This window comes from Lelliottia sp. CFBP8978, assembly GCF_034046055.2.
Lineage (GTDB): Bacteria > Pseudomonadota > Gammaproteobacteria > Enterobacterales > Enterobacteriaceae > Enterobacter.
In genome coordinates this window covers 2,652,861-2,677,997 of the sequence record NZ_CM188253.1, presented here as the reverse complement: position 1 = coordinate 2,677,997, position 25,137 = coordinate 2,652,861, and the positions used below count along the sequence as shown (strand labels likewise).

General features: G+C 49.6%; 24 protein-coding genes. 9 read left to right on the top strand and 15 right to left on the bottom strand.

What is annotated here, in order from left to right:
• The first annotated feature begins 173 nt into the window (after positions 1 to 173).
• The gene (gene fliE, locus SOM82_RS12690; protein WP_154125840.1) at positions 174 to 488 is read left to right on the top strand and encodes a flagellar hook-basal body complex protein FliE; all 315 of its coding nucleotides are present in this window, start codon (positions 174 to 176) and stop codon (positions 486 to 488) included.
• Between the two features lie 85 nt (positions 489 to 573).
• Complete coding sequence (yedD, locus tag SOM82_RS12685; RefSeq protein WP_154125962.1) at positions 574 to 987, top strand: lipoprotein YedD; 414 nt, start codon at positions 574 to 576, stop codon at positions 985 to 987.
• Positions 988 to 1,034: 47 nt separating this feature from the next.
• On the opposite strand, the gene amyA is transcribed toward yedD, so the two are convergent.
• The 4 genes from amyA to fliD all read right to left on the bottom strand — a co-directional run bounded on the left by amyA (position 1,035) and on the right by fliD (position 4,799).
• Entirely contained in the window at positions 1,035 to 2,522 is a 1,488-nt protein-coding gene (gene amyA / locus SOM82_RS12680) for an alpha-amylase (RefSeq protein ID WP_320461441.1), read from the bottom strand.
• 66 nt (positions 2,523 to 2,588) lie between these two features.
• Positions 2,589 to 2,951 carry a flagella biosynthesis regulatory protein FliT gene (gene fliT / locus SOM82_RS12675; RefSeq protein ID WP_320461440.1) on the bottom strand — a complete coding sequence of 121 codons (363 nt, stop codon included), beginning with the start codon at positions 2,949 to 2,951 and terminating at the stop codon, positions 2,589 to 2,591.
• Complete coding sequence (gene fliS, locus SOM82_RS12670) at positions 2,951 to 3,361, bottom strand: flagellar export chaperone FliS (protein WP_320461439.1); 411 nt, start codon at positions 3,359 to 3,361, stop codon at positions 2,951 to 2,953. Before fliS ends, fliT begins: the two co-directional genes overlap by 1 nt.
• A gap of 13 nt (positions 3,362 to 3,374) precedes the next feature.
• Entirely contained in the window at positions 3,375 to 4,799 is a 1,425-nt protein-coding gene (gene fliD, locus SOM82_RS12665; protein ID WP_320461438.1) for a flagellar filament capping protein FliD, read from the bottom strand.
• A gap of 385 nt (positions 4,800 to 5,184) precedes the next feature.
• On the opposite strand from fliD, the gene SOM82_RS12660 reads away from it, so the two are divergent.
• The 3 genes from SOM82_RS12660 to SOM82_RS12650 all read left to right on the top strand — a co-directional run bounded on the left by SOM82_RS12660 (position 5,185) and on the right by SOM82_RS12650 (position 11,006).
• Positions 5,185 to 6,021, top strand: a complete 837-nt coding sequence (locus SOM82_RS12660) for a flagellin N-terminal helical domain-containing protein (RefSeq protein WP_320461437.1) — start codon at positions 5,185 to 5,187, stop codon at positions 6,019 to 6,021.
• A 199-nt stretch (positions 6,022 to 6,220) separates the two neighbouring features.
• The gene (locus tag SOM82_RS12655) at positions 6,221 to 7,615 is read left to right on the top strand and encodes a hypothetical protein (RefSeq protein ID WP_320461436.1); all 1,395 of its coding nucleotides are present in this window, start codon (positions 6,221 to 6,223) and stop codon (positions 7,613 to 7,615) included.
• 43 nt (positions 7,616 to 7,658) lie between these two features.
• On the top strand, positions 7,659 to 11,006 hold the full coding sequence (locus SOM82_RS12650) for an O-linked N-acetylglucosamine transferase family protein (RefSeq protein ID WP_501083527.1): 3,348 nt from the start codon (positions 7,659 to 7,661) through the stop codon (positions 11,004 to 11,006).
• Positions 11,007 to 11,100: 94 nt separating this feature from the next.
• Here SOM82_RS12650 and SOM82_RS12645 read toward each other — a convergent pair whose 3' ends face one another.
• Entirely contained in the window at positions 11,101 to 11,928 is an 828-nt protein-coding gene (locus SOM82_RS12645; RefSeq protein ID WP_320461434.1) for a methyltransferase domain-containing protein, read from the bottom strand.
• 277 nt (positions 11,929 to 12,205) lie between these two features.
• Between SOM82_RS12645 and SOM82_RS12640 the strand changes: the two genes are divergently transcribed.
• Positions 12,206 to 13,345, top strand: coding sequence for a DegT/DnrJ/EryC1/StrS family aminotransferase (locus SOM82_RS12640; RefSeq protein ID WP_320461433.1), 1,140 nt, complete (start codon positions 12,206 to 12,208; stop codon positions 13,343 to 13,345).
• 36 nt (positions 13,346 to 13,381) lie between these two features.
• Here SOM82_RS12640 and SOM82_RS12635 read toward each other — a convergent pair whose 3' ends face one another.
• The 10 genes from SOM82_RS12635 to SOM82_RS12590 form a co-directional block, all read right to left on the bottom strand.
• A complete protein-coding gene (locus tag SOM82_RS12635; protein ID WP_320461432.1) occupies positions 13,382 to 14,512 on the bottom strand; it encodes an FkbM family methyltransferase in 1,131 nt (376 codons plus the stop codon).
• A 25-nt stretch (positions 14,513 to 14,537) separates the two neighbouring features.
• Positions 14,538 to 15,746: an acyl-CoA reductase gene (locus tag SOM82_RS12630; RefSeq protein ID WP_320461431.1), complete on the bottom strand. Its 1,209-nt coding sequence runs from the start codon at positions 15,744 to 15,746 to the stop codon at positions 14,538 to 14,540.
• Positions 15,730 to 16,815 (bottom strand): LuxE/PaaK family acyltransferase, encoded by a 1,086-nt coding sequence (locus SOM82_RS12625; RefSeq protein WP_320461430.1) that lies wholly within the window; start codon positions 16,813 to 16,815, stop codon positions 15,730 to 15,732. The genes SOM82_RS12630 and SOM82_RS12625 overlap by 17 nt, the downstream gene beginning before the upstream one ends.
• The gene (locus SOM82_RS12620) at positions 16,799 to 18,178 is read right to left on the bottom strand and encodes an AMP-binding protein (protein WP_320461429.1); all 1,380 of its coding nucleotides are present in this window, start codon (positions 18,176 to 18,178) and stop codon (positions 16,799 to 16,801) included. The genes SOM82_RS12625 and SOM82_RS12620 overlap by 17 nt, the downstream gene beginning before the upstream one ends.
• Before the next feature lie 3 nt (positions 18,179 to 18,181).
• Positions 18,182 to 19,144: a transketolase family protein gene (locus tag SOM82_RS12615; protein ID WP_320461428.1), complete on the bottom strand. Its 963-nt coding sequence runs from the start codon at positions 19,142 to 19,144 to the stop codon at positions 18,182 to 18,184.
• The gene (locus SOM82_RS12610) at positions 19,138 to 19,965 is read right to left on the bottom strand and encodes a transketolase (RefSeq protein ID WP_320461427.1); all 828 of its coding nucleotides are present in this window, start codon (positions 19,963 to 19,965) and stop codon (positions 19,138 to 19,140) included. Before SOM82_RS12610 ends, SOM82_RS12615 begins: the two co-directional genes overlap by 7 nt.
• Entirely contained in the window at positions 19,962 to 20,705 is a 744-nt protein-coding gene (locus SOM82_RS12605) for an SDR family NAD(P)-dependent oxidoreductase (RefSeq protein WP_320461426.1), read from the bottom strand. The genes SOM82_RS12610 and SOM82_RS12605 overlap by 4 nt, the downstream gene beginning before the upstream one ends.
• Before the next feature lie 11 nt (positions 20,706 to 20,716).
• On the bottom strand, positions 20,717 to 21,460 hold the full coding sequence (locus SOM82_RS12600; RefSeq protein ID WP_320461425.1) for an SDR family NAD(P)-dependent oxidoreductase: 744 nt from the start codon (positions 21,458 to 21,460) through the stop codon (positions 20,717 to 20,719).
• A gap of 3 nt (positions 21,461 to 21,463) precedes the next feature.
• Positions 21,464 to 21,706 (bottom strand): acyl carrier protein, encoded by a 243-nt coding sequence (locus SOM82_RS12595; RefSeq protein ID WP_320461424.1) that lies wholly within the window; start codon positions 21,704 to 21,706, stop codon positions 21,464 to 21,466.
• A 104-nt stretch (positions 21,707 to 21,810) separates the two neighbouring features.
• A complete protein-coding gene (locus SOM82_RS12590; protein WP_320461423.1) occupies positions 21,811 to 22,455 on the bottom strand; it encodes an acetyltransferase in 645 nt (214 codons plus the stop codon).
• A 461-nt stretch (positions 22,456 to 22,916) separates the two neighbouring features.
• On the opposite strand from SOM82_RS12590, the gene SOM82_RS12585 reads away from it, so the two are divergent.
• From SOM82_RS12585 to tcyJ, 3 genes are all read left to right on the top strand, one after another.
• A complete protein-coding gene (locus tag SOM82_RS12585) occupies positions 22,917 to 23,636 on the top strand; it encodes an RNA polymerase sigma factor FliA (RefSeq protein ID WP_320461422.1) in 720 nt (239 codons plus the stop codon).
• A gap of 54 nt (positions 23,637 to 23,690) precedes the next feature.
• A complete protein-coding gene (gene fliZ, locus SOM82_RS12580; RefSeq protein WP_154125833.1) occupies positions 23,691 to 24,242 on the top strand; it encodes a flagella biosynthesis regulatory protein FliZ in 552 nt (183 codons plus the stop codon).
• Positions 24,243 to 24,327: 85 nt separating this feature from the next.
• Positions 24,328 to 25,128 carry a cystine ABC transporter substrate-binding protein gene (tcyJ, locus tag SOM82_RS12575; protein ID WP_154125832.1) on the top strand — a complete coding sequence of 267 codons (801 nt, stop codon included), beginning with the start codon at positions 24,328 to 24,330 and terminating at the stop codon, positions 25,126 to 25,128.
• Positions 25,129 to 25,137 lie beyond the last annotated feature (9 nt).

The window sequence follows — 25,137 nt, the reverse complement described above, 5'->3', positions numbered from 1 at the left end:
ACTCCCGGGTCGGCAAACACGACAAAAGTTCCATATTGATGGCCCTGCCATTATTTGATGATTCGGGATTTTCTATGGGTCAAATAACCTGGTTTTTTAACGCTATTTACCGCCATTATCTTATTGACAAGGTGCTAGTCTTGACCGCGTAAAAAACCATCCAGGGGAAAGTCATGGCTATACAGGGCATTGAAGGGGTGATCAGTCAGTTGCAGGCAACGGCGATGACGGCGCGTAATCAAAGCGTGGCAGACGCGCAGCCAGAGATCAGTTTTGCCGGGCAATTGCACGCCGCTCTCGATCGCATCAGTGACACGCAAAACGCAGCGCGCACGCAGGCGGAGAAGTTTTCCCTGGGTGAGCCAGGCGTGGCGCTCAATGATGTCATGACCGATTTGCAAAAATCGTCTGTCTCACTGCAGATGGGTATTCAGGTACGTAATAAGCTGGTGGCGGCGTATCAGGAAGTGATGGGTATGCAGGTTTAACGCCTGCAATCCATTCAGCATCTTACGCTGGCGGCTTTAACGCTTTAATGCCACAATATTTTTTTCTTCGCAGGCAGGAAAGATGATGAAAAAAATAGTGATGGTTGGCGCAATGCTGGCGTTAACCGGTTGTGTGCAGGTCGATAATTATCAGGAAGTGATTAAGCATCCTGTCCCTGCCAGCCTTGCGGGCTACTGGCAGTCGAAAGGGCCGCAAAGCAAAATGGTCAGCCCGGAAGCCATTGCCACCCTGGTGGTGACGCAAGAGGGCGATACGCTGGATTGTCGTCAGTGGCAGCGGGTGATTGCGGTGCCGGGTAAAATCATGCTGCGTTCGGATGATTTTTACAACGTGACCAGCAAACTGGAGATCTATCCGCTCGACCGTGAAGGCAATACGCTGGAGTATGATGGAATGGAGTTACAGCGCGTCGACCGTCCTACGGTGGAATGCGCGGATTACCTGACCAAAAATCCGCTTGAGAGTCAGTTGCCTTAAAAGAGTTTGCCGGGTAAGCGCTGTGCCACCCGGCAAGTCGCCACGCGTTACAACACATCCTCCATGACCCAGATGCTTACGCTACCGCCGTTACAGGTAAAGGTGCCTTCACCGTCTGCTGCCGTGGTGATCATCTCTTCCCGGTTTCCAAGAAAATCACGCCAGCATTTGTTGCCGTAATTCTCACCCAGGCAGAGCACTTTTTCGCCGTCATCGCCGTTTGAGAGCACCACCACGCAGCCCGGCGCTTCATCGGTACCGCTGCGGCTAAATGCGATGCAGTTGGGGTGATCGAAATAGAGCGTCTGCACGCCATGAGCGAAACGCTGGCGGGCGAGGATCAGCTCGTGAAGCTGTTCGATGACTGGCATATCAATATGATAAGTCTCGCCGTCGCCGCCGGTATCATCGTAACTCGCCCCGAACAGATCCGGATAAAACACGCTCGGGACGCCGTTTTCGCGCAGTAAGATCAGCGCATAGGCGAGGGGCTTGAACCAGGATTCCACCGGCGCTTCCAGAGCCTGCAAAGGCTGGGTGTCGTGGTTAGCGACCAGCGTGACGGCGTGGAAGGGATCCGCCTCAACCAGCGTACCGGTGAAAATCTGGCTCATATCGTAATCACGACCCTGCCGGGACGCTTCGTGGAATTTCATCTGCAGTGGGGCATCGAACAGCATGGTTTTGCCTTCCACCTGTTCAATATATTGCTGCAGTTTATCGACTTCGTGGGACCAGTATTCGGCGACGATAAACAGCGTTTTTGGCGCCACTTCCTGCACGTGCTCAATCCACTCTTTATAGAACCACGCCGGGATGTGCTTTACCGCATCCAGACGGAAACCGTCGCACTGCGTCTGCTCCATCACCCAGCGCGCCCAGTATTTGATCTCTTCAGTGACGGCGTGATTGCGAAAATCAATGTTTTCGCCCATCAGGTAGTCGAAGTTCCCCATCTCATCGTCCACCTGATCGTTCCAGCCTTCGCCGGTATAATCGTTGACGATTTTGAAAATGCTGTCCTCGTTCGGGTTTTCAATGTGATCGATGCCGCTAAAGCATTTGAAGTCCCAGATGAACTCGGAGTATTTCCCGGCGCGGGCAGGGAAGGTGTAGCGGGTCCAGGCCTCACACTCAATGATTTCATCGTCAATCTGCGTGCGGTCATGCTCATTCACCCGCTGAACGCGGATGGGCTCTTTCTCATCCGCGCCCATTTTGTGGTTAACCACTACGTCCAGCAATACCGCGATGTCATTGCTTTTTAACGCGTTAATCGCCTCAAGCAGCTGCGCCTTATCGCCGTATTTAGTGGCGACGGAGCCTTTCTGATCAAACTCGCCCAAATCGAACAGATCGTAAGAGTCGTAACCCACCGAATATCCGCCCGATGCGCCTTTATACGCGGGCGGTAGCCAGATCATATTGATGCCGATTTCGTTAAGATTGGGGGCCAGCGCGGTCACTTCTCGCCACAGCTCGCCGCCGGTGGGGTAATACCAGTGAAAACATTGCAATAGCGTGGGGTTTTTCATCTTCCGTGCTCCAGAAGCCGATGTCGGCGAATCTCTGGAGTATGGATGATAAACCACTAATGTGGATTACTGATTGATCTCGCCGGGAAACAAAACGTTACCGGAAAGCCTTCCGTAGGTCATGTTGACATTTTTCTGCTTGCCGGTCTGGGCAATAAGACCGTGCAGCTCGTCCATTCGCTCCTGCAGCAATTGTTTAAGCGTCACTTCATTCTGCAGGATGTTGTTGAGTATGACCATGGCCTGATCCTGGATATGCTTACTACCAGGCGGAAAGGGGGTAACGCTGATTTTTTCTACCAGCGTAACGTAGGCAACTTCCTGTTCGATGAGCTCATCCCATTTCCCGGATTGAGCAAGGCCCAGCATGGTATTGCTGAGCGCATAAAGTGCATGCCACTTTTTTAGGGATAAGCTGGAATCGTTCATCAAAATTGATCCTGCGTAGGAGAATAACCCGGGCCGATTTGCTTCCAGGCGTCGGAAATATTGAGCAGCAGGGCTTCAACTTCAATGATCGCCTCGACGTCGTTACGCAGGTTAGCGTGCAACAAACGGCGTACCATATAGTCATAAAGTGCTGACAGATTATGGGGGAGTGTGTCCCCGACCTCCATATTCAGCCCGGCTTTAAGTCCATTGTCGATAATGTTAATGGCTTTTGACAGCGCTTCTCCTTTTGAAGGGATATCGCCCTGTTCAAGGAAAAGGCGCGCCCGAACAAGCGCGCTATGGACACCGTCGAATAGCATGACAACCAACTGGTGCGGGCTGGCACTTAAGACGGCAGATTCGACACCTACCTTCTGATAGGCCTGTACACCAGATTTGCTATACATAGTGGTTCCTTTCTTATTTGCTGCTGGTACTGAATTGTTGATTCAGATAGGTGGCAGTCCCGTTGAATTTGGTGACCAGAGCATCTAAATCATTAAATTGCTTTTTATAACGCGCCATCGTTGCTTCAATGGTGAGTTCCATCGCTTCATAACGCTTGCCGATGGATTTCAGCGTGGCGTTGATCCCGTCCTTCGCATTTTGAATAACCCCTTCTTTACCGACAGACGTGCTCAGCATATCGGTCAGTTTGTTATTCAATTGAGTGGCGAAACCGGTGGTTTTACCGTCACCAACGAAGTAAGCCTGCACGCCAGCCGGGTCATCTGACAATATCTGGGTCAGCTTCTTGTCATCAATTTTCAGATTACCTACGGCGCCATCCGCACCTTTAACAGGATCCTGAGTGATGCCCAACTGAGCCATAATGGCATAGGAACCACTCTGGACATTGGTCAATAAAGCACGCAGATCTGACTGTACTCCTCTGATAGTGCTGTCGCCCATCAGTACGCCGTTGCTGGAAGACTGGGCTGTTGCACCTGTAGCAGGGGGCTCGTATTTGGTCAGCGCGGCAATCGTTGACTGCAGCGAGTTGTAGGCGGTTACCCAATCGGTAATGGCTTTTTTGTTATCGTCAGTTGAACGTGTAACGGAAAGCGTTTCCTCAGCGGTGCTCGGTGCTTTCAGCGTCAACGTTACACCTGGCATCGCATCAGTCACGACATTGCTCTGGCGAATAATGTCGATACCGTTGACGTTAATGACGGCGTTCTGCGATTTAACCTGTTCGTTGAGCGCAGCGCTGCCGATGATATCGTTCAGCGTATCATCGCCCGTTACCGATACGGTCATATCCGAATCGGTGCCGGTGGTTTTTGACGACAGCATCAGACGGTAATCACCGTTATCTGCCTTAACCACGCTTGCGGAAACGCCACCATTGGCGGCGTTAATCGCCTTTGCAATTCCATTCAGAGAGGTATCACCGTCAGCCAGTGTGACCGTCAGCGGTTTACTGCCTGCACCGGCCTGGGTAATGGTAATTGTGCGGCTATTACCCGACGTCGTGCCACCCAACTGTTTTGTGTTGCTGTCGATGGTGCCTGCTGCGGTCGTCAGAACCTGGCCTTTGGCAATTTTACTGACGTTAATCGTAAACTCGCCAACATTGGCATTGGATGTGGTGGTCGCAGAAAACGCGGTATTGGTGCTGGAAACTGACGTCGAGTTCCAGGTATCAATATTGGCCAGCTTAGCGGCAGCGGTTTGCAGGTTGGTCAGGGAGCTCTGTAATTTGCCGTAACCGGTGATCTGCGCGTCGTATTTGGTTTTCTGCGTGGCGATGGCCGTAAGTTTTGTCTCTTCTGCAGCCTGTAACTTATCGTACAGGTCTGACAGCCCAGGCATTCCAACCCCGAGGTTACTGATAGTCGCCATACATTATTCCTTGTCAATGGTTGTTTCAGACCTATATCGGCTCTAATGAGGAAAAGTTTATGGCAAGCCAAAAAAAATAAATCGGCGAATTACCACTTTAAATGGATGCTTATATAAGCTTCGCCCCCCAGGTGATATTTCAAATGACGGGGTGAATTTAATTAAAGCGTTCTGTGTGTTTGCGAAAACCGGCACGAATGGATGGGCGAAAAAGAGAAACTGAAGAGTAAATGGAAAAACAATTCCTTTAAAAACATACAATTAAAAAAATTCTTCGATATTTTCTAAAGTCTGTATGCAGAGCGTCGATAACCTTGTTGACGGTGAGAGACGCCGTAAGTGTTAGGCACCGACCCTAAAAACCATTTTTGAAGGAATTAAAATTATGGCAGTTATCAATACTAACCTGTTGTCCCTGACCACTCAGAACAACCTGAACAAATCCCAGTCTTCCTTGGGTACCGCTATCGAGCGTCTGTCTTCCGGTCTGCGTATCAACAGCTCTAAAGATGACGCTGCTGGCCAGGCGATTGCTAACCGCATGAACTCCCAGATCAAAGGGATGACTCAGGCAGCTCGTAACGCAAACGACGGTATCTCTCTGGTTCAGACTGCTGAAGGTAACCTGAACGAAATCAACTCCAACTTACAGCGTATCCGTGAGCTGGCTGTTCAGGCTGCTAACGATACTAACGGTACTACTGACTACACTTCTGTCAGCACTGAAATCACTCAGCGTCTGGGTGAAATCGACCGTATCGCTGGCGCAGCTAACTTCAACGGTAAAAAACTGCTTGATGGTAGCCAGACTGCATCCCTGAACATCCAGGTGGGTGCTGGTACCGGCGCAACTGATACCATCTCTATCACCACTGGCGCTCTGATCAACGCTAAAGCAACCAGCCTCGACACGGGTCTGACCGGTACTATCACCGACAACAGCTCTGCTAAAGCATTCATCACCGCTGCTGATAACGCAATCAGCAAAATTGATACCGCTCGTTCTAACATGGGTGCGATTCAGAACCGTTTCGAATCTACCATTAACAACCTGAACAACTCTATCACTAACCTGTCTGCTGCTCAGTCCCGTATCCAGGACGCTGACTACGCGACCGAAGTTTCCAACATGTCTCGCGCGCAGATTCTGCAGCAGGCTGGTACTTCTGTACTGTCTCAGGCAAACCAGGTTCCTCAGGCGATGCTGTCCCTGCTGCGTTAATTTCGCAGACCATTCAGAAAAGGTTGCTGGAAACAGCAGCCTTTTTTTATCTGCTTTCTTGCCATTTATCCCTTACGCAATCTGTAAAATAAGACCTTAATCAGCGATGTTTTCCCGTCATCGACCCCGTAGCGCAGTGATACTCTCTTAAAATCTCTATTCCGGTCGTTTGACGACATTTCACCGATGAGTTATTAAGATGAGCGAATTTGCACGCACCCGGGCTATGCGTCAGTTTTACCGCAATCTATTTACACGATTGATTGATCTACCGGAAGCGGATGTTATGCCCGCGCATATAGTGGCGGAAATATTTAGTTTTAAAAGCGCTAATCTTGCCCTCCTTGACCCCATGATCCGCGATGCGAAAACGGGTCTTGATGCAGAAAAAGAAGACGCGTTAAAGAATCTTCTGCGTGCTATTGTTCTCGCTAATCATGTCTTTGATGACGGCCATTCTGACGAAAATCCAGCGTTCCCGGCAGACTTAACTGCTCAGATCACTGAATATGTGGTGTCAGCACTGCAAGTAGACAGTAACGTCAATTATCTCGTCGCCGCCATTCAGATACTTTTCCGTGTTAATGAGATCAGTTCAGCTCTGTTCTTAATTAACAATCATCTGTCGACGGTCAGTCAGTCAGCGCCTGTGCTTAAAATTCTTCTGCTCGTCTGCTTAATGGAGGATGACTACAATCAGGCGATGGTGGTGATCCAGGCTCTGACAGCAGAGGCTTCCCTGATTGGCGAAGACCCTATGGCGCTGTTGATGATCACTTGCGGAATCTTCAAGCTGGGTGGTTTACCTGATTCATATATCGACTTCAGATCCCTTGACGACAGCGAGTCTGAGATAGCCGATCCAGGCTATGACGTCTGGATTGAAAAAACGTCAAACGCTAAAACGACGGTGCTGTTGAGCTGTGATGAGCGTGACTATTACACGCACGCCGTCCCCCTCGTGTACTCCATCCATGCCACCAACCACGACGAACTGGATGTCCACCTGCATCTCTATAATTGTGGTGATGATGTTAAACAGAACCTGCTGGCGCTGAGAGAACAACTCCCGGAACTGCACATTTCGGCCAGTCACGAACACATCAATAGCCGTGATGCATTGGCCGTTATCTACGCGTCCCGTCGCATGATTTTACTGCGCCATGCATTGCAGACGTTTGCCACGCCGATTATCGCAATGAATACCAACATGCTTATTCGCCATCGCTGGAAGCCTTTAGATACGCCGCTGCTGCTATTACAAAGTGAGACGTCTCCGTTCTGGGAAGAGGTTTTCGCGGGCTTTATCTATGCACAACCCGATGAAGTCACCCAACGCTATTTCGATAAGGTTGCCCGTTTCATTGACGTGAACCTGAGTAGCGGCAATCACGTACCGGGTCTGGAACAAGTGGCACTATTTGCCTGTCTGGACAGGCTTTCCGGGACAGATCAAATGGCGATTTTACGCAAAGAACGCACCTCAATTCTTGATAGCCATGATGGAACTGAAGCTTTCTGCTGGGTGGGTGGGAACGCCGATAGTTCTTACCAGACCTGTAAAGCGTCGCTTTTAGAACAGTACCCACGCTAAAACGTTAGCGCTGCGAATGAATAATAAGGATCAGGAACAAAACGTGACGACCCTCTATCCCTGCTATCGGATTAGCCCCGAGACTCTCCATGCTGCCGCGGCGCTCAATGGCCTTACGACGCCACTTCCAGCAACTGCGCGCATTCTTGAGCTTGGATGCGGTTCGGCGACGCGTCTCATTTTGCAGGCCCGCGCCAACCCGCAGAGCATTGCCATCGGTATTGACGTTGATGAGCAGGGGATTTTACAGGGACAGCAGCATGCCGCAGCGCTGGAATGCCGTAACGTTGAGCTTTTTGCCGCCGGGTTGGGTGATTTGCTCGCGGCCGATCCGGGCGAATTTGATTACATTATTATTCATCAAACATTCGCTTTTCTGGGAAAAAGTGAGCGTGAAGCGCTGCTTAAATGGTGTCAGGGGCATTTATCAGCCAACGGAGCGATCGCTATACGCTGGTCGGTTCTGCCTGGATCCTCGCTCGTCAGTACGTTAGGTGAAGCATTACAGTTTCATCTTCAGCGTGCAGAAGAAGGGACCGATCTTCTGGCAAGCGCTCGTGCGATGCTGAGTTTCTTGCTGGTTACGCTGGAGGAGGGGGCGTTAAAAAACGAAGTGCTTATCGCCGAGTCCATGGATGACGCAACCCTGACGCTGGCCTATCTCATCCCGAGTGACGGAGCCAGTACGCTTGCAGCCTTCTGTACGCAGGCTGAAAACAGTGGTCTGGCGTTTCTCGGGGATTTGCTGCCGCAATACGAACTGGGCAGTTACTATCATCCGACAATTGAGCAAATGCTCAATGCCGTGAGTGCCGGAGCCAGTCGCACGATGGCGCAGCAGTATCTTGATTACGCCGTTCAGCGACGAGAGCGTTTTACCTTGCTGTGTCACCGGAATACCGTGACTCCCACTGTCGAGCCGGATCTTACCCAACTGAAAAACCTGCACTGGGCCGGAAGCTTTACCCCCCTCGAAATTGATTCGGCGAAGACGTCTAATGCATTCAAAAACAGTCACGGTAAGATTATCCGTACAGACAATGGAATAATTATTCGCATTATGGAACTGCTGGGCAACGCCTGGCCAATGTCTTTGAGTGTTGAACAGCTGGTATTTAACTGCCAGGCACCTGAAAACAAAGATGATATTCAGGAAACAGTCCTGGACTCCCTGAAGACACTTTATATGACGGGGACTGAAGGGTTGTTCTGGAGTGCCGCTCCTGGTGCATATAACACTGCCCAGAATGATGTGCTGGCAGCGGTAGGCCTAATCCCTTCCGAACGTCCGACAGAAAATATTGCCATGATGAACCTGTGGGGGGAGCCGGTTTCCATGACTCCCGCCGAATGGAATTATATTCAGTTTGAGATGAATACCGCGGATCGGTCCTCATGGGAACATTATACCGCGCTGAAAATGAAAGGGTTGTTGATTGGTTCCCCTTCAGCCTGGAAAAAGCAGCTCCAGTCTTTTCTACGAGTCGGAATGACTGATGTCTTAATATCTCAGCTCACCCTGTTGTTATTACTCAGTGTTCACCAGCAGCAGGGGGGAATGTTAGCTGATGAAACGCTGGAGCCTGAGTTAGCCGATCAGAATGTTGACGCGATTTACGAGCACGTCAACAGTCTCATTAGCAAAGGGCATTCTCAGGAAGCGAGAGAATATGCCCGTGGCTTAATGGAGGACAACCCTGAAAATATCCATGTGCTTCGTTGTTACTCACGAGCCTGCGTATTAACATCTGCCTGGGATGATGCACTAAGTTCACTCTGTAAATTAATGGGTTATTATTTTTCCAGCCTTGATATCTACTACGATCTCGCTACCGTACTTCAGCGAAAGCGTGAGTTTTATGCTGCGCGAAATATCATCCGCACATTACTTCGGCTGAACAATAAAAATATTGACTACTGGCTGAGTCTGGCCTCTCTTCATCATGCGTATGGTGATATGACGTTAGCCGAAAAATGCTGTCGTGAAATCATGAGATTTCAGCATCCAGGCGCCAGTTCACTTGGTTTAACCGGGATAGTGCTCAGTGATAATCATAAAATGGCGGAAGCACGCTATTTTATGGAAAAAGCCGTTGAGATGAGCAATTACAATTTCGGTTACTTCAGTAACTTATTATTTGTGATGAGTCACGACGCCAGCGTTGAAGCAGAAGAATTGCGTTTAAAACATCTTGAATACGGCCGTCGGGCGGAAGAGTGGGCTAAAGGCTGTGAGTTCAATCTGGTTCCGAATAATAACAAAGATCCACACCGTAAGCTTCGGGTCGGTTTTGTCTCGGGTGACTTACGTAAACATCCTGTGGCTAATTTCTTGCTTCCAAGCTGGAACGCACTGGACCGTGAAAAATTTGACCTGGTGGCCTATAGTACGCTTTTCCTGGATGATGACGCTGTCTATCAACATTTTCGTAAGACGTCGACCCTGTGGCGCCAGGTTGATGGTCTCAGCGATCTTGAGCTGGCAAAAATAATCGTCGAAGATCGCATTGATATATTGTTCGATTTATCCGGTCATACGGCTCACAACCGTCTGCCAGCTTTTGCTCTGCGTCCGGCACCTATCCAGATAACCTGGATTGGTTATCCGGGAACCACCGGTCTTAAGGAAATGGATTATATTTTATTGCCGACAACGTTGACTCAGTCACGGGTTCTTAGAGAACAGTTAACTGAAAAGATCATGTTTGTTGAAACGCGTAAGTGTTTCGAGCCGCATCCACAATGCCCTGATATCAATGAACTCCCTGCGCTGCGCAATAAATATATTACTTTTGGGAGTTTCAACAGGGCGAAAAAGCTTAATGACCATGTGCTTGGGGTCTGGGCGAAAATTATGCTGGAGTATCCACAGTCTAAATTGCTGATGGGCTTTATGACTGATGGAGAAATGATTGCAGCAATGACAAAACGCCTTCAGGACCTTGGGATAACAGAAGACAGATTAATATTCAGAGGGCTTGTTGAGATTGAAGAGTATCTCGCTTATCACCACGAAATTGATATATTGCTGGATACTTTCCCCTATACCGGTGGCACAACGACGCATCATGGTGCCTGGATGGGAGTCCCGACGATTACGTTGAGTGGTCCCACAATACCCTGTCTGCAGGGCGTGGATATAATGGGAGCCTATAAGCTTGAGCAGTTTATTGCCATTGATGAACAAGATTACATTAATAAGGCGGTGAGCTGGCGTGATAAAATTCCTGAACTCGCGGAAATTCGTCGGGGAATGCGTGCTCAAATTCCCGTTGAAAATGAACAGGGTTATAACGTTGCCGCTAACTTCGAAAAAGCGCTTCATAAAGCATGGGAAATGTATTGTGGTGGAGAGAATCCATGCGAACTTCTTATCACGGATTTGACATGAGTCTGTCACGCACAGCGTAATGATGTGTCATTCAATAATTGGCTACAAAAGCAGGCAGTAAATTAACGCTGCCTGCCAAAATAAATCCGGGCAGCTATTTCCAGTAGTCCAGAAAACCTTCTGTACCGAAAAGCCAGGTAGTTTGCAATTCCTGATTTATGCTTTCAACCAGAGGTTTTACCTCTTTATAAGGCTGTCGCAGCAGAACCCAGGATTTGCTCTTAGGGCTATATACCGACGAGCGATATCCCCATTGCTCCATCAAAATACTCATACTTTTATTCGTATGAACGCAGGTATGTACCGGCACATCAATGTAAAACCAGTTGGGATCTTCAGGCACTTTTTCGACGACGACGGTATGAATAAACAAGCTGCCGCTGGCAGACACCAGGCGATTGACGTTATCCAGATCGTTTCGCGTTAACACATGTTCAAACATTGCAGAATTTATGACCAGAGACCAGTTTTTATCTTCGGGATCGTCAATGTAGTTAAACTGCGGATTTCGTACATATTTGTCATAACAATAGGTATTACGCTTGAAATACTTTTGAATTAAATGGCTAAGCGTTCCATAGCCAGCGGCGTAATCGAGGATTCGGCTGTCGTCAATAATGTTGTTGCGTGACAGCAACTCAATCATCAGGGCCTGTTCAGCATAGGGTGGTTGATTGAAACCAAGCGTTTCTCGTCCGCCATTTTCATTGTAGTGATGAAAATCAGTATTAAATTTTTCCCATTCCTGGAGCGTGAGATCCTGGTGGGTTTTCGAACTAAAAAATCCGCAGTTCGGGCATTGGTAATAGTGGACCGGCAGCAGACTTTGGGTGAATTTTTCTGCTGAAGGAGCAAGATATTTAGCTTTTTCGAAATAGAACTTCATTTCGGTGTTACAAATGATGCATGAGTTCGTCGTCATGATGCTCCACGTAAAATGTGTTTGCTGCCAGCCAGTGCGGGAGATTAATGCGAAAGAGATGTGTCCTGAGACTGAGTCAATGTCGCATATCTTTGAGGAGATCAGGCGCAAAACAGATGCCCTTTTCATCCCTTATTTCTTCGATGGCAGGCATTTTTTTTGAAAGCAGCAGGGCTGGTCTGTTCAAATAGGCGCTAAAACGTTGGCTATTTTGCCGATCAACCGGCGACTGTTCTCGATATGATAAGACAACTCCTTATCATCCGCAGGTTTGCCCATGGGCGATAATATCTTTGTCACCAGTCCCTTACTGCCTCCTCTTGAGGAGTTCATGCCCTACCTTGAGAAGATCTGGCAAAACCGGATCCTGACCAACGGCGGTGAATTCCATCAGCAACTGGAAGAAGCGTTGGCCCACTATCTGGGCGTCAAGCACGTTTGCTTGTTTGCAAATGGTACGTTGGCACTGTTAACCGCCTTACAGGCGCTGCGCGTTACGGGTGAAGTCATTACCACGCCGTATTCCTTTGTGGCGACATCGCATACCCTTTTGTGGAATGGTTTAACGCCAGTTTTTGCTGACATCGATCCGCACACATTTAATATCGATCCTGAGCGCATTGAGGAGTTAATCACTCCGCAGACAACGGCAATCATGCCAGTTCACTGCTATGGCATTCCTTGCGACGTTAAGAAGATCCAACAAATAGCTGATATTTATGGATTAAAGGTAATTTATGATGCGGCGCATGCTTTTGGCGTAAGCCAGAACGGCACCAGCATACTGAACAGCGGCGATTTGTCGGTTTTAAGCTTCCATGCGACAAAGGTTTTCAACACCTTTGAGGGGGGCGCAATTGTTTGTCACGATGCCCGAACGAAACAGCGAATTGACTACCTGAAAAACTTTGGCTTTGCCGGAGAAACACGCGTTGTCGCGCCAGGGATAAATGCCAAAATGAATGAAGTTGAAGCGGCATTTGGCCTGCTTCAGTTGCAATATATTGACGATGCGTTAACTGCAAGAGCAGGTATTTCACAGCGCTACAGCGAGGCGTTAAAAGATATTCCTGGTGTGACTTTCTTTGATCCAGAAGACCGCTTTGAGTGGAATCACTCCTATTATCCGGTGCTGATTGACAGCCATTATCCGCTGAGTCGGGATGCGCTCTACGAGGCGTTAAAAGCCGAAAATGTCTATTCGCGGCGTTATTTTTACCCACTCATCAGCTCATTCGCGATGTACCGTCATCTGCCTTCTGCGGCAACTGACAATTTACCTGTTGCCAATCAGCTTGCTGAACAGATTCTTTGCCTGCCAATCTATCCTGATCTTAAGATCGAGGATCAACGCCGGGTGATTGATATTGTGCGGCGCTATGCGCAAACGCCGACTCTCAGTCGTCACGTTGCGTAAATTTATAAAGGCTTTGTAAAACAAAGCCTTTATTTATTAGTGGGTCAACGCTCGATGGGAAGGAATAGCATACAACACCAGCTCACATGCCAGTCTTGGATGGTGGGCGCGGACATAGAAACGATAGCCAGCGTGTAATTGATGAATAAATTGCGGAATGGTGATGAGATCAACAGGCTTATGGTAAATACTGATCGCCAGTATCGGATGATAAGTTTTAATTGTCGCCTGTGCGCCTTTTAGTGCCTCCAGCTCTGCACCTTCAATATCCATTTTAATAAAGGTGACTTTCTCACCGGCAACCACATTATCAATGCTATCCAGCGCGATTTCATCACCGTCCGGCGCATTTGTGAGCGCTGAAGAAAGGGCATGACTGGCGTTGAAACGCAGTGTAGTCGCTTTGTGCCAAATTCCTGCGTTAATACACACGCACTGGGATAAATTCTCCGTATTTTGCTCCAGTAATTTGAAGGTCACTTTATCTGGTTCAAAGGCGAAAATTTTGGCCGGTGGGCCTGCATTTTGCTGCTGAAGAGCCTCAAGAAATGCCGCTATGCTATCGCCATTATATGCGCCACCGTCAACAAAGACTTCCTCTGCTTCGAGACGAATCAGCTCTTTCGGAAAGTAATGTTCTGGATGAAAGACTTCATGATAATAGATTTCCCGTGCGCTAATACGCTGATTCAGGTAAGCAATCAACGTGGCTTTTGATAAGTCGTCATTGAGATTATTGTAAAAGTTATTCAACGTGTCCTGGTGATCTTCACACCACTGCGTCGTGAAGTGCTCGCCAGCATTAATGCCAACAAATGTGGGATCGTAAAAGAGGATCTCGCAGGCATTTTGTGCAAGGCGGGCGCGTAACGTCTCATCAATGTACTGCATGGCGATGATGTAGTTATACTGCAAGCCAGTTGCCTTTAGCGAGTCAAAGCCAACAACGCGCTGGCCGTTGAATTCGCTGTCTGGTTTAAGCCATTCATCACTTATCGCCACATAATCGACAGTCATTTTATGCTGCTGCATAAAATCCCAGGTTAGTTGAGCCACGTACCCTGCACCGCAAAGCACTATGGGTTGACCGTTAGCCTGCATCCGTTCCAGGGTATCAATGAAGGAATTACGGGTTTCGCTAATTAAATCCAGTAAGGCTGTCAACATTATCTCCGGCGTTCAGCTAAAGGGATTATAAGGATGAATTGCTGGCACGAGTCATCACGCGCGTCAACATGGAGACCAAATCATAGCCGTCCCATTGCAGGGAAAAATCAAGCGTCCGGCCAAACGGGACGACACGGTCAATACCTCTGAATGCGCTGGCAAGCCAGACATCAAGCGCATCGGGAGGGATACCGAAGGTTGCCAGTGTCTGACAGCGTGAGCCACAAACGGGGGTTATTTCGTCAAGGGAGTCCGCCACATATTCCATAAAGAACCCGCAGTTGCCACGCCAGTTAAGCGTATCTTCTTCCAGTGCGGGCAATTCAACACGCAGCACGCTATTTTGTGTCCCGGAGACTTTTTTTACCCCTTCAAACCGGGCGCTCAATAAACACAGCTGAGTCAGTTTATTCACTGCGGAGGCGGGTTCGAGCGTGTAGCGTTCTGCGGCGAGCGTTTCAAAATTCTGCCAGAAAATTTCGCGTCCACGTTGGACGTCGTGTCCCATCCACACAAGCAGTGATGGCGACGAACACGCATTCTGATCGTTGAGTAAAGTATCATTGTAAAAGGCGCGTGCGACCTGCGCTTTATCGGGATGGGCCAGATAATAGTCGGCGTTGATCATGGCGATGGAGTAGCGATCGGCAAAAGCAATATCCAGGCCGCGCGGCGGTAGCGGAGACAGGCGCAATTGCGCGATGGTCTCGTCGCCACCCCAGATGATGCGAGTATCACATAATGCGGAGAGTGCAACATTAATGTGCTGTTCGCGCCCATAACGTACCAGGTTTATCCGCGGACGTAATGCTGGGTGACGCTCCAGCACGCTCTCTATCAGACGCACTATAATGGCCGTCTGAGGGTAATCTCGCCCGGGTAAACGAACGATATTGGCATTACCGGTGATGAGACCAACGATGAGCGAATAAGCAAAATTGACCGCCACGTTGCCCGGGGCGATATGAAAAACTACGCCGCGTCCGTAACAATGCGCGGCAGGCGCTCTTTCAGTCTGCATACGGGCCATTGACGCGCCACGACACCAGAATCCCAGAGTGATGACATCGGGCCAGGTTTTTGCTTCGCTGTCGGCAAGCGTCATGCGCGAGAAGGCGTCAAGAAAAGCGATAACTTCAGGGGCAAAAGGGGGCAGAGCCTTGAGTGCAGGCATGCCGCGTAAAAGGGTTTCATCGCCAAGGACAAAACGGAGGCCGTTAAAACTGTGCTGCATAGGTATCGCTACACCCTCTTAATTCGGCTTTCTTCAGCCTTCCTGACACACGGAAATATTTGCCTTTGCGCCCGCAAAGGCAATCATCCTCACCCAGAATGACACCTTCATCTTCGGTAAGAAGTGAATGTCCTGGATAGGATTCTGGCAGCAGGGATAACACCTGGATGATGCCCGGCTGGCCATGAGGGACGATCGAGAAATCGCGCGGATCGCGGACAATCACTTCCGAGAAAATCGACGTGTGCAGATGTCCATGCTCACACTGCATATAAATACAGCCGGTTTGTTCAACCATGCCGTAATAATCATGCACTGCGGGCAGGGCACAAATATCATGAAGTTTTTTGGCAAACACCGCAGGGGTAACCGCTTTATCCTGCAGATTTTTCCAGCCGCCGCCGTGGATTAACAGAGCGTTGCTAAGATCGACAGGGTGGCCGCTTGCTTTTAATGCCTGATAGAAATACTGCCAGACCATAAAAGTGAAACCGAATAGCAGGATCCGCTTTCCCTGATGCTTTTGTAAAAATGCATCAATAACCGGCAAGTTGAGAGCCATGTTCTCGTCGAGGGCCCATGCCCGATCACTGCCAAAAAGCGAGAATCCTAAAATTCCTGCACCGCGGGCGGAAAATTGTTGTCGGTCTTTTAGCACGTCCGGCGAATCGATAATTAACAACGGCAAACGCCCGTGACCGGTAAACTGGCTGACGATTTTCACCAGCGTTTTTTGCTGATGTGTCGCCGTGGCTTTATCCAGATAAATGCGCGAAACCTGTTGTCCGGTCGTACCGGAGGACGTCATGGTTTTCACAATATCGCTGTCCGGCACACTCTGCAGCTTCAATGTCTTGAAAAGCGAAACCGGCAAAAACGGCAATGAAGCGACATTATCGAGCGTAGCAGGCACAAATGACTGAGCATCCAGCATACGGCGATAGGGCTCGCAGGAGGCATAATGGTGCTCTGTGAGTTCACGCAGCCGGGTCAGTTGCATAGCGTGCTTATCGTCACGGGCGAGCGAGTAGGGTGCCTGCACCAGAATGGATTCAAACGAAAGGGACATAATCTTTCAGCCTGTGGTATAGGGTCTTGCCAGCAGCGTTTTTGGGGATTTCATCAAGTGTGATAACGCAAAATGCGGAATGATTGAGCTGACTTTTATCTGCCGCGTACTGCTTAACGACGCTTTCAAAAGCCGGATCGGTAATGAAAATACAGAGTAGATCATCCCGTCCGTCGCAGGCGCAGATGAGATCGGGAAATCCTGATTTTAGCAAACCTTCCATTTCGTCCAGTCCGACACGGTTGCCAAAAATTTTCAAAAAGCGCTTTTTACGTCCGACAATAGTGTAGAAGCCATCGCAATCCACGCGCGCGATATCCCCGGTGTACAACGTCCCGTTGAACGTATCGCCTGACGCAAGATCCTCCCCCCTTTCTGCGTAGCCCAGCGCGACATTTTCACCCTGATACACCAACTCACCCTCTGTATCAGGTGTGGTGATTGTCTGACCGTATGCATCGAGCAACAAAAATGTGCCGCCAGGTATGGGGTTACCAATGCTACCGTTTTTGCTCTGAGCGAATTCTGGCGCAAGCCAGGCCATACGTGATGTCGCTTCCGCAGCACCGTACATCACAATAAACCGCTTTCCATGCTGTTCAGCAAAATCGGTAAACTCTTTCACCAGCGCAGGGGCCAGTTTTCCTCCTGCCTGGGTCAGTGTGCGCATATCAGGAAGATCCATACGCATAAAACGTAATTTTTTGAGCATTTCCCAGGTGTAGGGGACCCCGGCCATGGAGTTAGCTCTTTCATTACGGACGAATTGCCAGAACTCGCGTTGCATCACACTGGCGCCTGTCAGTAGTAACGTGGCGCCTGCGCTCAGGTGACTATTGACGATCGATAAACCATACACGTAATTAAGTGGCAGGCTGACCAGTCCCCGCTCGCTGGCGTCAATGGAAAGGTAGTTCGCAATGCTCGTCGCGTTACTCTCCAGATTGCGCTGACTTAAGCGCACCAGTTTGGGGCTTCCGGTCGATCCGGAGGTGGTCATCAGCAGCGCGAGATCGTCGTGCAGTTGGAAGGGAGGCAAATGGGTTTCATGCAGGCGGAAAGTACCGTTATCCTCTCGCCATAAATAGCCCGGGTGATAGGTATCAATCAGTGACTTAACCAGCGTTTCGTCAAGATCGCTGTCCAGCATCAGCGCAACCGCATTTTGCTTAAGGCATGCCAGGTAGCCAATCACAGACTCACACTGGTTTTTGCAAAAAATAAAGACCAGGGCGCGAGGGGGGATCGACTGTCCCAGCTTCTGAATTCGGTCGGTAAGCTCACCCCACGTCAGGGTGAGTCCACCAGCATCCACCAGCGCTAAGTGGTCAGGCGATTTTTTTTCAGTGTGCCAGAATGCCATGATTTACAGCGCACCCAGTATGCGGTGAGTCAGGTGTTCGGCGGTCAATCCACTTTGCTCAAGCATCCATGCGTAATCGCCGGCATGTGGGTAGCCCTGAGGAATACCGACCATCAGCAGTTTTGGTCGACTTGTCTCTCCGACAAGATATTCTGCGACGGCGCTGCCCAATCCGCCTGTTGTACTGTGTTCTTCAGCCGTCACCAGCAATTTTTTATCTAAATGATGTGCAAGTGTTTGTTCATCAAGTGGCTTAAGGGTGTGCATATCAATCACCGCAGCATCTACCCCGTGGTCTGCGAGATGACCGGCAGCAGTGAGGGCAACGTGAACCATACTTCCGGTTGCGATAATGGCCACATCCTTGCCTTCACGTAAGGTAATGGCTTTACCGGGCACCAGTTCAAAGTCTTCTTTATAGACAATCGGCGCGCGCATTCCCCCCGTTAATCTTAAATAGACCGGCCCTGCATGTTCAAAAGCAGCCTGGGTCATTTTCACGGTCGCTGTGCAATCAGCAGGGGAAAAAATAGTGATGTTAGAAACAGAGCGCAACATGGCCAGCTCTTCGATACCGTGATGCGTGGCGCCGAACATGCCTGTAGCCAGACCTGACGCCAGACCAACCAGCTTTACGTTTTCCTGCATGTAGCCCAGATTCAGGCGAACTTGTTCTGCAGCGCGCAGGGTAAGGAAGTTGGGGAACGAGGTGACAAAAGGCACAAAGCCGCTGGCTGCAAGTCCGGCTGCCACTCCGACCATATTCTGCTCGGCGATACCGGCATTAAAGAAACGTTCGGGCCAGGTCGTGTTAAAACGGTCCAGGCCAGAAGATTTACACAGATCGCCTGAGAGAGCCACGATGCTTTCATGCGTGTGAGCGAGACTGAGTAGCGTCATGCCAAATGTACCGCGCGAACCGAGCATAGACCATGAACGGATAGCTGCGGGTGTAAATGCTAGCATGGTGTGCTCCCGTTGAGTTCTGTCAGCGCCTCGCTCAACTGCTGCGAAGAAATACGATTGCGGTGAAACTCTTTATTATTTTCCATAAAGGAAACGCCTTTACCTTTGACGGTGTTGGCGATAATCACTTTCGGTTTCCCGTTATGCGGAGCGGCGAAAGCATTCGCCAGAGCGTCAAGATCGTGTCCGTCACAGACAAGGGTTTCCCAGTGGCAGGCACGCCAGAGCGCCTCCAGATCCATGCGCATGACATCTTCGGTGTGGCCGTCAGATTGCAAACCATTACGATCGACAATCAGTGTCAAGTTATCCACTTTGTGATGTGCTGCCATAAAGGCGCATTCCCAGATCGCCCCTTCATTACATTCACCATCACCTACCAGCACATAGGTGTGCCATGCTTCGTGCTTGAGACGGCGGCCAAGCGCCAGACCCGTCGCAAAGGAGAGCCCCTGTGCCAGACTGCCACCCGAGAAATCTATGCCATATTCCGGATGTTTGGTGGGATGCACCTGCAGAACAGAACCGTTCAGTTCGAAGGTATCAAGCTGGGCAGGGGTCATGATGCCAAATTCGCACAGAGTTGCGTAAAGTCCCAGCGCACCATGTCCTTTACTCAGAATAAAGACATCACGCTGGGTATCCGTAATCGCTTGTGGGTCATAACGCATCACCGCGCCGTAAAGGACGCTGAGAATATCGACCATTGAAAGGGCGGGGGAGATATGAACACCGTCGCCTGGAGCGTGATGCGCCACGCTCAAAACTCGTTGACGGATTCGACGTGCCGCATTTTCTGTTTCCAAAAGAATGCTCGTCATTTCAATCCTCCATCAACGCGGATCGTCTGTCCGGTAATATAGGCTGAAAGATCGCTTGCAAGAAACAATGCCGCTTCCGCGATCTCTGCAGGCGTACCTGCACGGCGTAGGTCGGCGCTGTTTTTTGCCGCTTCCACGATGTGTTCAGGCATCGTCAGCAACATATCAGTATCGGTTATACCGGGTGCGATGCAGTTGGCGCGAATACCTTTTTCTCCCAGCTCTGCCGCAATGGATTTTGTCATTGCAATGAGCGCAGCTTTTGACGCGCCATAGGCGGATTTTCCTGGGTTGCCATCTTCACCTGCGGTTGAGGCAATATTAATAATGCTGCCGCGCTGATGGCGAACCATCATTTTGGCGATGTACTGGCTGAAAAGATAAACTGCGAAGAAGTTCACCTCAAACTGCGCACGTAGCTGTGCTTCGCTGGTCATCTGAAACAGACTGTTTAATGTAATCCCCGCATTGTTGATGACGGCGTCCAGTGGACGTTTGTCAGACATGATTTTTTTGATCGCCAACTTCATTGCGTCATAATCCGTCATATCAAAACAAACTGGCCAGATCTCAACCTGATGGCGTTTGGCTATGGCCGCCATTTGCTCGATGAAGGCTTCGTCGGCTTCACGCGCATGGGCGTAGATATTAGCGCCGTTGGCGGCGAAAACCTCGACCATCGCGAAACCCATGCCGCGTCGGCAGCCAGTAATTAAAACGGTTTTACCCTGCATCAACATATCTGCTTACCTCAACCCATTCCGCCATCAACGCGGATTATCTGTCCGGTGGTATAACTGGAAGCATCGGACGCCAGCCACAAAAGTGTGTTCGCCACTTCTTCTGGCAGACCAGGGCGTCTTAATTCGCAACGTGCCATCTGGCGTGCCAATACGTCTTCGGAAAGCGCAGCTGTCATTGCTGTGCTAATCACACCAGGTGCGATAGCATTGACGCGTATCCCCTGTGGGCCAAGCTCTGCGGACATGGTCTTGGTCGCAGCAATCCACGCCGCTTTGGCGCTGGCATAGGCAAGTTGGCCTGGGTTTCCGTCAAGTGCAGAGATGCTTGAAATATTGATAATGCTGCCTTTTTTCTGTCGCAGCATGATGCGGGCAATATATTGCGTAAAAGCGATTTGCGAGAAGAAATTGATAGTGAATGTTTTTTGCAGCTGATCGAGCGTGACCATCTGAAAATTAGCGTCAAAATTAGCACCAGCAATATTGACCAGTATATCAATTGTTTTTTTAGTCTTCTGGATAGCTATTGCAGCCTGCTTTATTGCATCGTTATCCTGCAAATCGAAATACACAGGAATGATTTCTGCCTGATATTTATCGTTGAGTTCCGCAATGAAATCCGTAAACGCAGCATCGGGTGCCTGGCAGCAAGCAAATACTGTCGCACCAGACCGGGCGAAAGTTTCCAGCGTCGCCTTACCGATACCCTGAAGACAACCTGTGATAACAGCCGTTTTTCCGTGGAGCTTCATCACTCAATCCTGAAGTTCTACGTCGTATTTTTTCAGAATTTCTTTGCCTTTTTGCCATGATGCGAATTCGATGATGTCATCGGTGTCCATCATGATGTCAAATGCATCCTCAAGTGACGCAATCATTGTCATATGACCGACAGAATCCCAGGATGGGGTATCTTGATATTTGTAGTCAGCCAAAATATCTTCTGACACTTCAAAAGTTTCGGTGAATATGCGGTTGTAAGTTTCCAAATTTGACATTTTTTTCTCCAGAGTGGCGAGGAAATTTCATTAACTTGTAAATTCAAAGAGTGGCGCGAGTGTGGGTAAAATAAGACTCTATTTTGAGCGCCAGTCTTTATGGTCTATTTAAATATCTTTTTATCCACGTTGGGGCGGATTGCCCGCGCTGGGTTGCCCATGACAATCATTGCGGGTGCGACATCATTAAAAACGGCAGCGCCCATGCTGATGATGGCGTCGTCACCAACGGAGGTAGATTCCCGAATAATCGCGTTCATGCCAATAAAGACGCGTTCACCGACGCTGCAATGGCCAGCCAGATTGGCATAAGAAGAAATGACCGTGTCTTGTCCAATATGACAGTCGTGTCCAAGACTGGCGTTGGGCTGAAGGTGCACGTTGGAACCCATTAAGGTATCGCACGAAACATATACGCCATAACAAATTACACACCCTTCTCCTGGCGTGCTATCGGCGCTTAAACGCGCTTCGGGATGGATTAATGTCGCCAGCTTAAAGCCACGATCACGTGCCTTTTGTGCCAGTTTGTGGCGCAGCGAGGGTTCACCAACGGCGATGACAATTTCATATTGCGCCGGTGTGAGGGCATCCAGGGTGACGACAGGATGGCCTTTTAACTGATCGATCGTGGGAGTGTCATCGATCAAACATATTGCTTCCCAGCGTGACGCTGCAGTGTTTATGTGCTGTGCGAGTTCAAGAACTTCTCGGCCTAATCCACCTGCGCCATAGATTGCTAGTTTCATCTTTCCCTCAACGTAGACGTACCAGAGCCTTACCGCAACTTTGCTTTATTACTGCCAGGAGGCATGAAATGAATTGATGCTAAAAACCCAATATAAACCAGCAGGGGGGCTTGTCAGGGAGAGAATAGCCATCATTTTTTCTCGTTAATTAGCGGATTGAAAAAATGTGGGTTTTACCTCGATAAAAATGTGAAATGGTTAAAAGTACAAATGAGTTCAATACAAAAGAAACATTATGTAACAGCCTTGTTTATCAGTTAAAGTTCGGCGAGCGATACAAATGGCGTCAGAATAAATACGGAAATATTATGAATTTTCACTAATGATACTCATGTTGTGCTGATGCATAACATTTATAACCCTTCAAATAACCCCACATTTCACCCACTATTCATCCAATTGAACGCCCTCCAGAATCGGATAATCATGCCGATAACTCAATTAACGCAGGGCTGTTTATCGTGAATTCACTCTATACCGCTGAAGGTGTAATGGATAAACACTCGCTGTGGCAGCGTTATGTTCCGCTGGTGCGTCACGAAGCATTGCGCCTCCAGGTGCGATTGCCGGCGAGTGTGGAACTGGACGACCTGCTACAGGCGGGCGGTATCGGGTTATTGAATGCGGTTGACCGATACGACGCTCTGCAAGGAACGGCATTTACGACTTACGCAGTACAGCGTATTCGTGGTGCGATGCTGGACGAGCTGCGTAGCCGCGACTGGGTGCCGCGCAGCGTTCGCCGCAACGCGCGCGAAGTGGCGCATGCGATGGGACAACTGGAACAGGAGCTGGGACGTAACGCGACGGAAACTGAAGTGGCGGAGCGTCTGGGTATTGCTGTTGAAGATTATCGCCAGATGTTGCTCGATACCAATAACAGCCAACTCTTCTCTTACGATGAGTGGCGTGAAGAGCATGGCGATAGTATCGAGCTGGTGACCGATGAGAACCAGCAAGAAAACCCGTTACACCATTTACTGGAAGGTAATTTACGCCAGCGCGTGATGGAAGCGATTGAAGCTTTACCGGAACGTGAACAATTGGTGTTAACCCTTTATTACCAGGAAGAGCTGAATCTTAAGGAGATCGGCGCGGTTCTGGAAGTAGGGGAGTCACGGGTGAGCCAGTTGCACAGCCAGGCCATTAAACGCTTACGTACCAAGCTGGGTAAGTTATAGGTGATTTATTCGCCCGAAAAGTGCCGCACAACGTATTGACAACCAGGAGTTATCATGACGGTGCAGCAATCTAAAAGACGGCCTCTAAGCCGCTACCTGAAAGACTTTAAACACAGCCAGACCCATTGCGCCCATTGCAATAAGTTACTTGATCGTATCACCCTGGTCCGCCGTGGCGAAATCGTGAACAAGATTGCGATCTCCCGTCTCGACACCCTGATGGATGAATCCGCGTGGCAGGAAGAGCAGCAGGAATGGGTGGCTTTGTGCCGGTTCTGTGGCGATCTGCATTGCAAAGAGCAGAGCGACTTCTTCGATATTATTGGCTTTAAACAATTCTTGTTTGAGCAAACCGAGATGAGTCACGGCACCGTGCGCGAATATGTCGTGCGCCTGCGTCGTCTTGGGCAACATCTTACCGTGCAAAATATTTCCCGCGATCTGCTGAGCACCGGCTATCTGGATGAAAATCTGGAACCGTGGCTGCCTGCGACCAGCACCAACAACTATCGCATTGCGCTGCGCAAGTACGCGCAATATAAAGCGCAGATGCCAGGAGTGATTAAGCAGAAAGTCTACGCCGGGACGACTTCTGATATATATTAAAAATGAATAAGATGTAGCGCAGTCGCCTTTGACGTCACTGGCGAAAGCCTTACACTACTCGAAAAATCACTCTATCGGGGTAACTATGAAATTAGCACTTCTGGGTCGTCAGGCACTGATGGGCGTCATGGCTGTGGCGCTGGTCGCAGGGATGAGCGTGAAAACGTTCGCCGCTGAAAATTTGCTGAATAAAGTCAAAGAGCGCGGCACGCTGCTGGTGGGGCTGGAAGGGACCTATCCTCCGTTCAGCTTCCAGGGAGATGACGGCAAACTGACGGGTTTCGAAGTGGAGTTTGCCGAGGAGCTGGCGAAGCACCTGGGCGTTAAGGCCTCGCTGAAACCGACCAAATGGGACGGGATGCTGGCGTCTCTTGACTCCAAACGTATCGACGTAGTGATCAACCAGGTCACCATTTCTGACGAGCGCAAGAAGAAATATGATTTCTCGACGCCGTATACGGTGTCCGGTATTCAGGCGCTGGTGAAGAAAGGTAATGAAGACTCCATCAAAACGGCTGCCGATCTGAAAGGTAAAAAAGTGGGCGTCGGGTTAGGCACTAACTACGAAGAGTGGTTGCGCCAGAACGTGCAGGGCGTGGATATCCGCACTTATGATGATGACCCGACCAAATATCAGGATCTGCGCGTTGGCCGTATTGATGCCATCCTGGTCGATCGCCTTGCCGCGCTGGACCTGGTGAAGAAAACCAAAGATACGCTGGCTGTTGCCGGTGAGGCGTTCTCCCGTCAGGAAGCGGGTGTGGCGATCCGTAAGGACAACGAAGATCTGGTCAAGGCTATCGACGGTGCCATCGCTGAGATGCAAAAAGACGGTACGCTGAAAGCGCTCTCTGAGAAGTGGTTCGGCGCAGACGTCACTCAATAAGTTTTGCCC

Bases quoted from the DNA above. Each gene is read 5' to 3' on its own strand.
- SOM82_RS12660 (WP_320461437.1), top strand. From the start codon at position 5,185: ATGGCAGTTATCAATACTAACCTGTTGTCCCTGACCACTCAGAACAAC.
- SOM82_RS12645 (WP_320461434.1), bottom strand. From the start codon at position 11,928: ATGACGACGAACTCATGCATCATTTGTAACACCGAAATGAAGTTCTAT.
- tcyJ (WP_154125832.1), top strand. From the start codon at position 24,328: ATGAAATTAGCACTTCTGGGTCGTCAGGCACTGATGGGCGTCATGGCT.
- fliS (WP_320461439.1), bottom strand. From the start codon at position 3,361: ATGTATAGCAAATCTGGTGTACAGGCCTATCAGAAGGTAGGTGTCGAA.
- SOM82_RS12620 (WP_320461429.1), bottom strand. From the start codon at position 18,178: ATGGCATTCTGGCACACTGAAAAAAAATCGCCTGACCACTTAGCGCTG.
- SOM82_RS12630 (WP_320461431.1), bottom strand. From the start codon at position 15,746: ATGCAGCACAGTTTTAACGGCCTCCGTTTTGTCCTTGGCGATGAAACC.
- SOM82_RS12590 (WP_320461423.1), bottom strand. From the start codon at position 22,455: ATGAAACTAGCAATCTATGGCGCAGGTGGATTAGGCCGAGAAGTTCTT.
- SOM82_RS12605 (WP_320461426.1), bottom strand. From the start codon at position 20,705: ATGTTGATGCAGGGTAAAACCGTTTTAATTACTGGCTGCCGACGCGGC.
- SOM82_RS12655 (WP_320461436.1), top strand. From the start codon at position 6,221: ATGAGCGAATTTGCACGCACCCGGGCTATGCGTCAGTTTTACCGCAAT.
- SOM82_RS12595 (WP_320461424.1), bottom strand. From the start codon at position 21,706: ATGTCAAATTTGGAAACTTACAACCGCATATTCACCGAAACTTTTGAA.
- fliD (WP_320461438.1), bottom strand. From the start codon at position 4,799: ATGGCGACTATCAGTAACCTCGGGGTTGGAATGCCTGGGCTGTCAGAC.
- SOM82_RS12610 (WP_320461427.1), bottom strand. From the start codon at position 19,965: ATGACGAGCATTCTTTTGGAAACAGAAAATGCGGCACGTCGAATCCGT.
- amyA (WP_320461441.1), bottom strand. From the start codon at position 2,522: ATGAAAAACCCCACGCTATTGCAATGTTTTCACTGGTATTACCCCACC.
- yedD (WP_154125962.1), top strand. From the start codon at position 574: ATGAAAAAAATAGTGATGGTTGGCGCAATGCTGGCGTTAACCGGTTGT.
- SOM82_RS12640 (WP_320461433.1), top strand. From the start codon at position 12,206: ATGGGCGATAATATCTTTGTCACCAGTCCCTTACTGCCTCCTCTTGAG.
- SOM82_RS12625 (WP_320461430.1), bottom strand. From the start codon at position 16,815: ATGTCCCTTTCGTTTGAATCCATTCTGGTGCAGGCACCCTACTCGCTC.
- fliE (WP_154125840.1), top strand. From the start codon at position 174: ATGGCTATACAGGGCATTGAAGGGGTGATCAGTCAGTTGCAGGCAACG.
- fliT (WP_320461440.1), bottom strand. From the start codon at position 2,951: ATGAACGATTCCAGCTTATCCCTAAAAAAGTGGCATGCACTTTATGCG.
- fliZ (WP_154125833.1), top strand. From the start codon at position 23,691: ATGACGGTGCAGCAATCTAAAAGACGGCCTCTAAGCCGCTACCTGAAA.
- SOM82_RS12615 (WP_320461428.1), bottom strand. From the start codon at position 19,144: ATGCTAGCATTTACACCCGCAGCTATCCGTTCATGGTCTATGCTCGGT.
- SOM82_RS12635 (WP_320461432.1), bottom strand. From the start codon at position 14,512: ATGTTGACAGCCTTACTGGATTTAATTAGCGAAACCCGTAATTCCTTC.
- SOM82_RS12600 (WP_320461425.1), bottom strand. From the start codon at position 21,460: ATGAAGCTCCACGGAAAAACGGCTGTTATCACAGGTTGTCTTCAGGGT.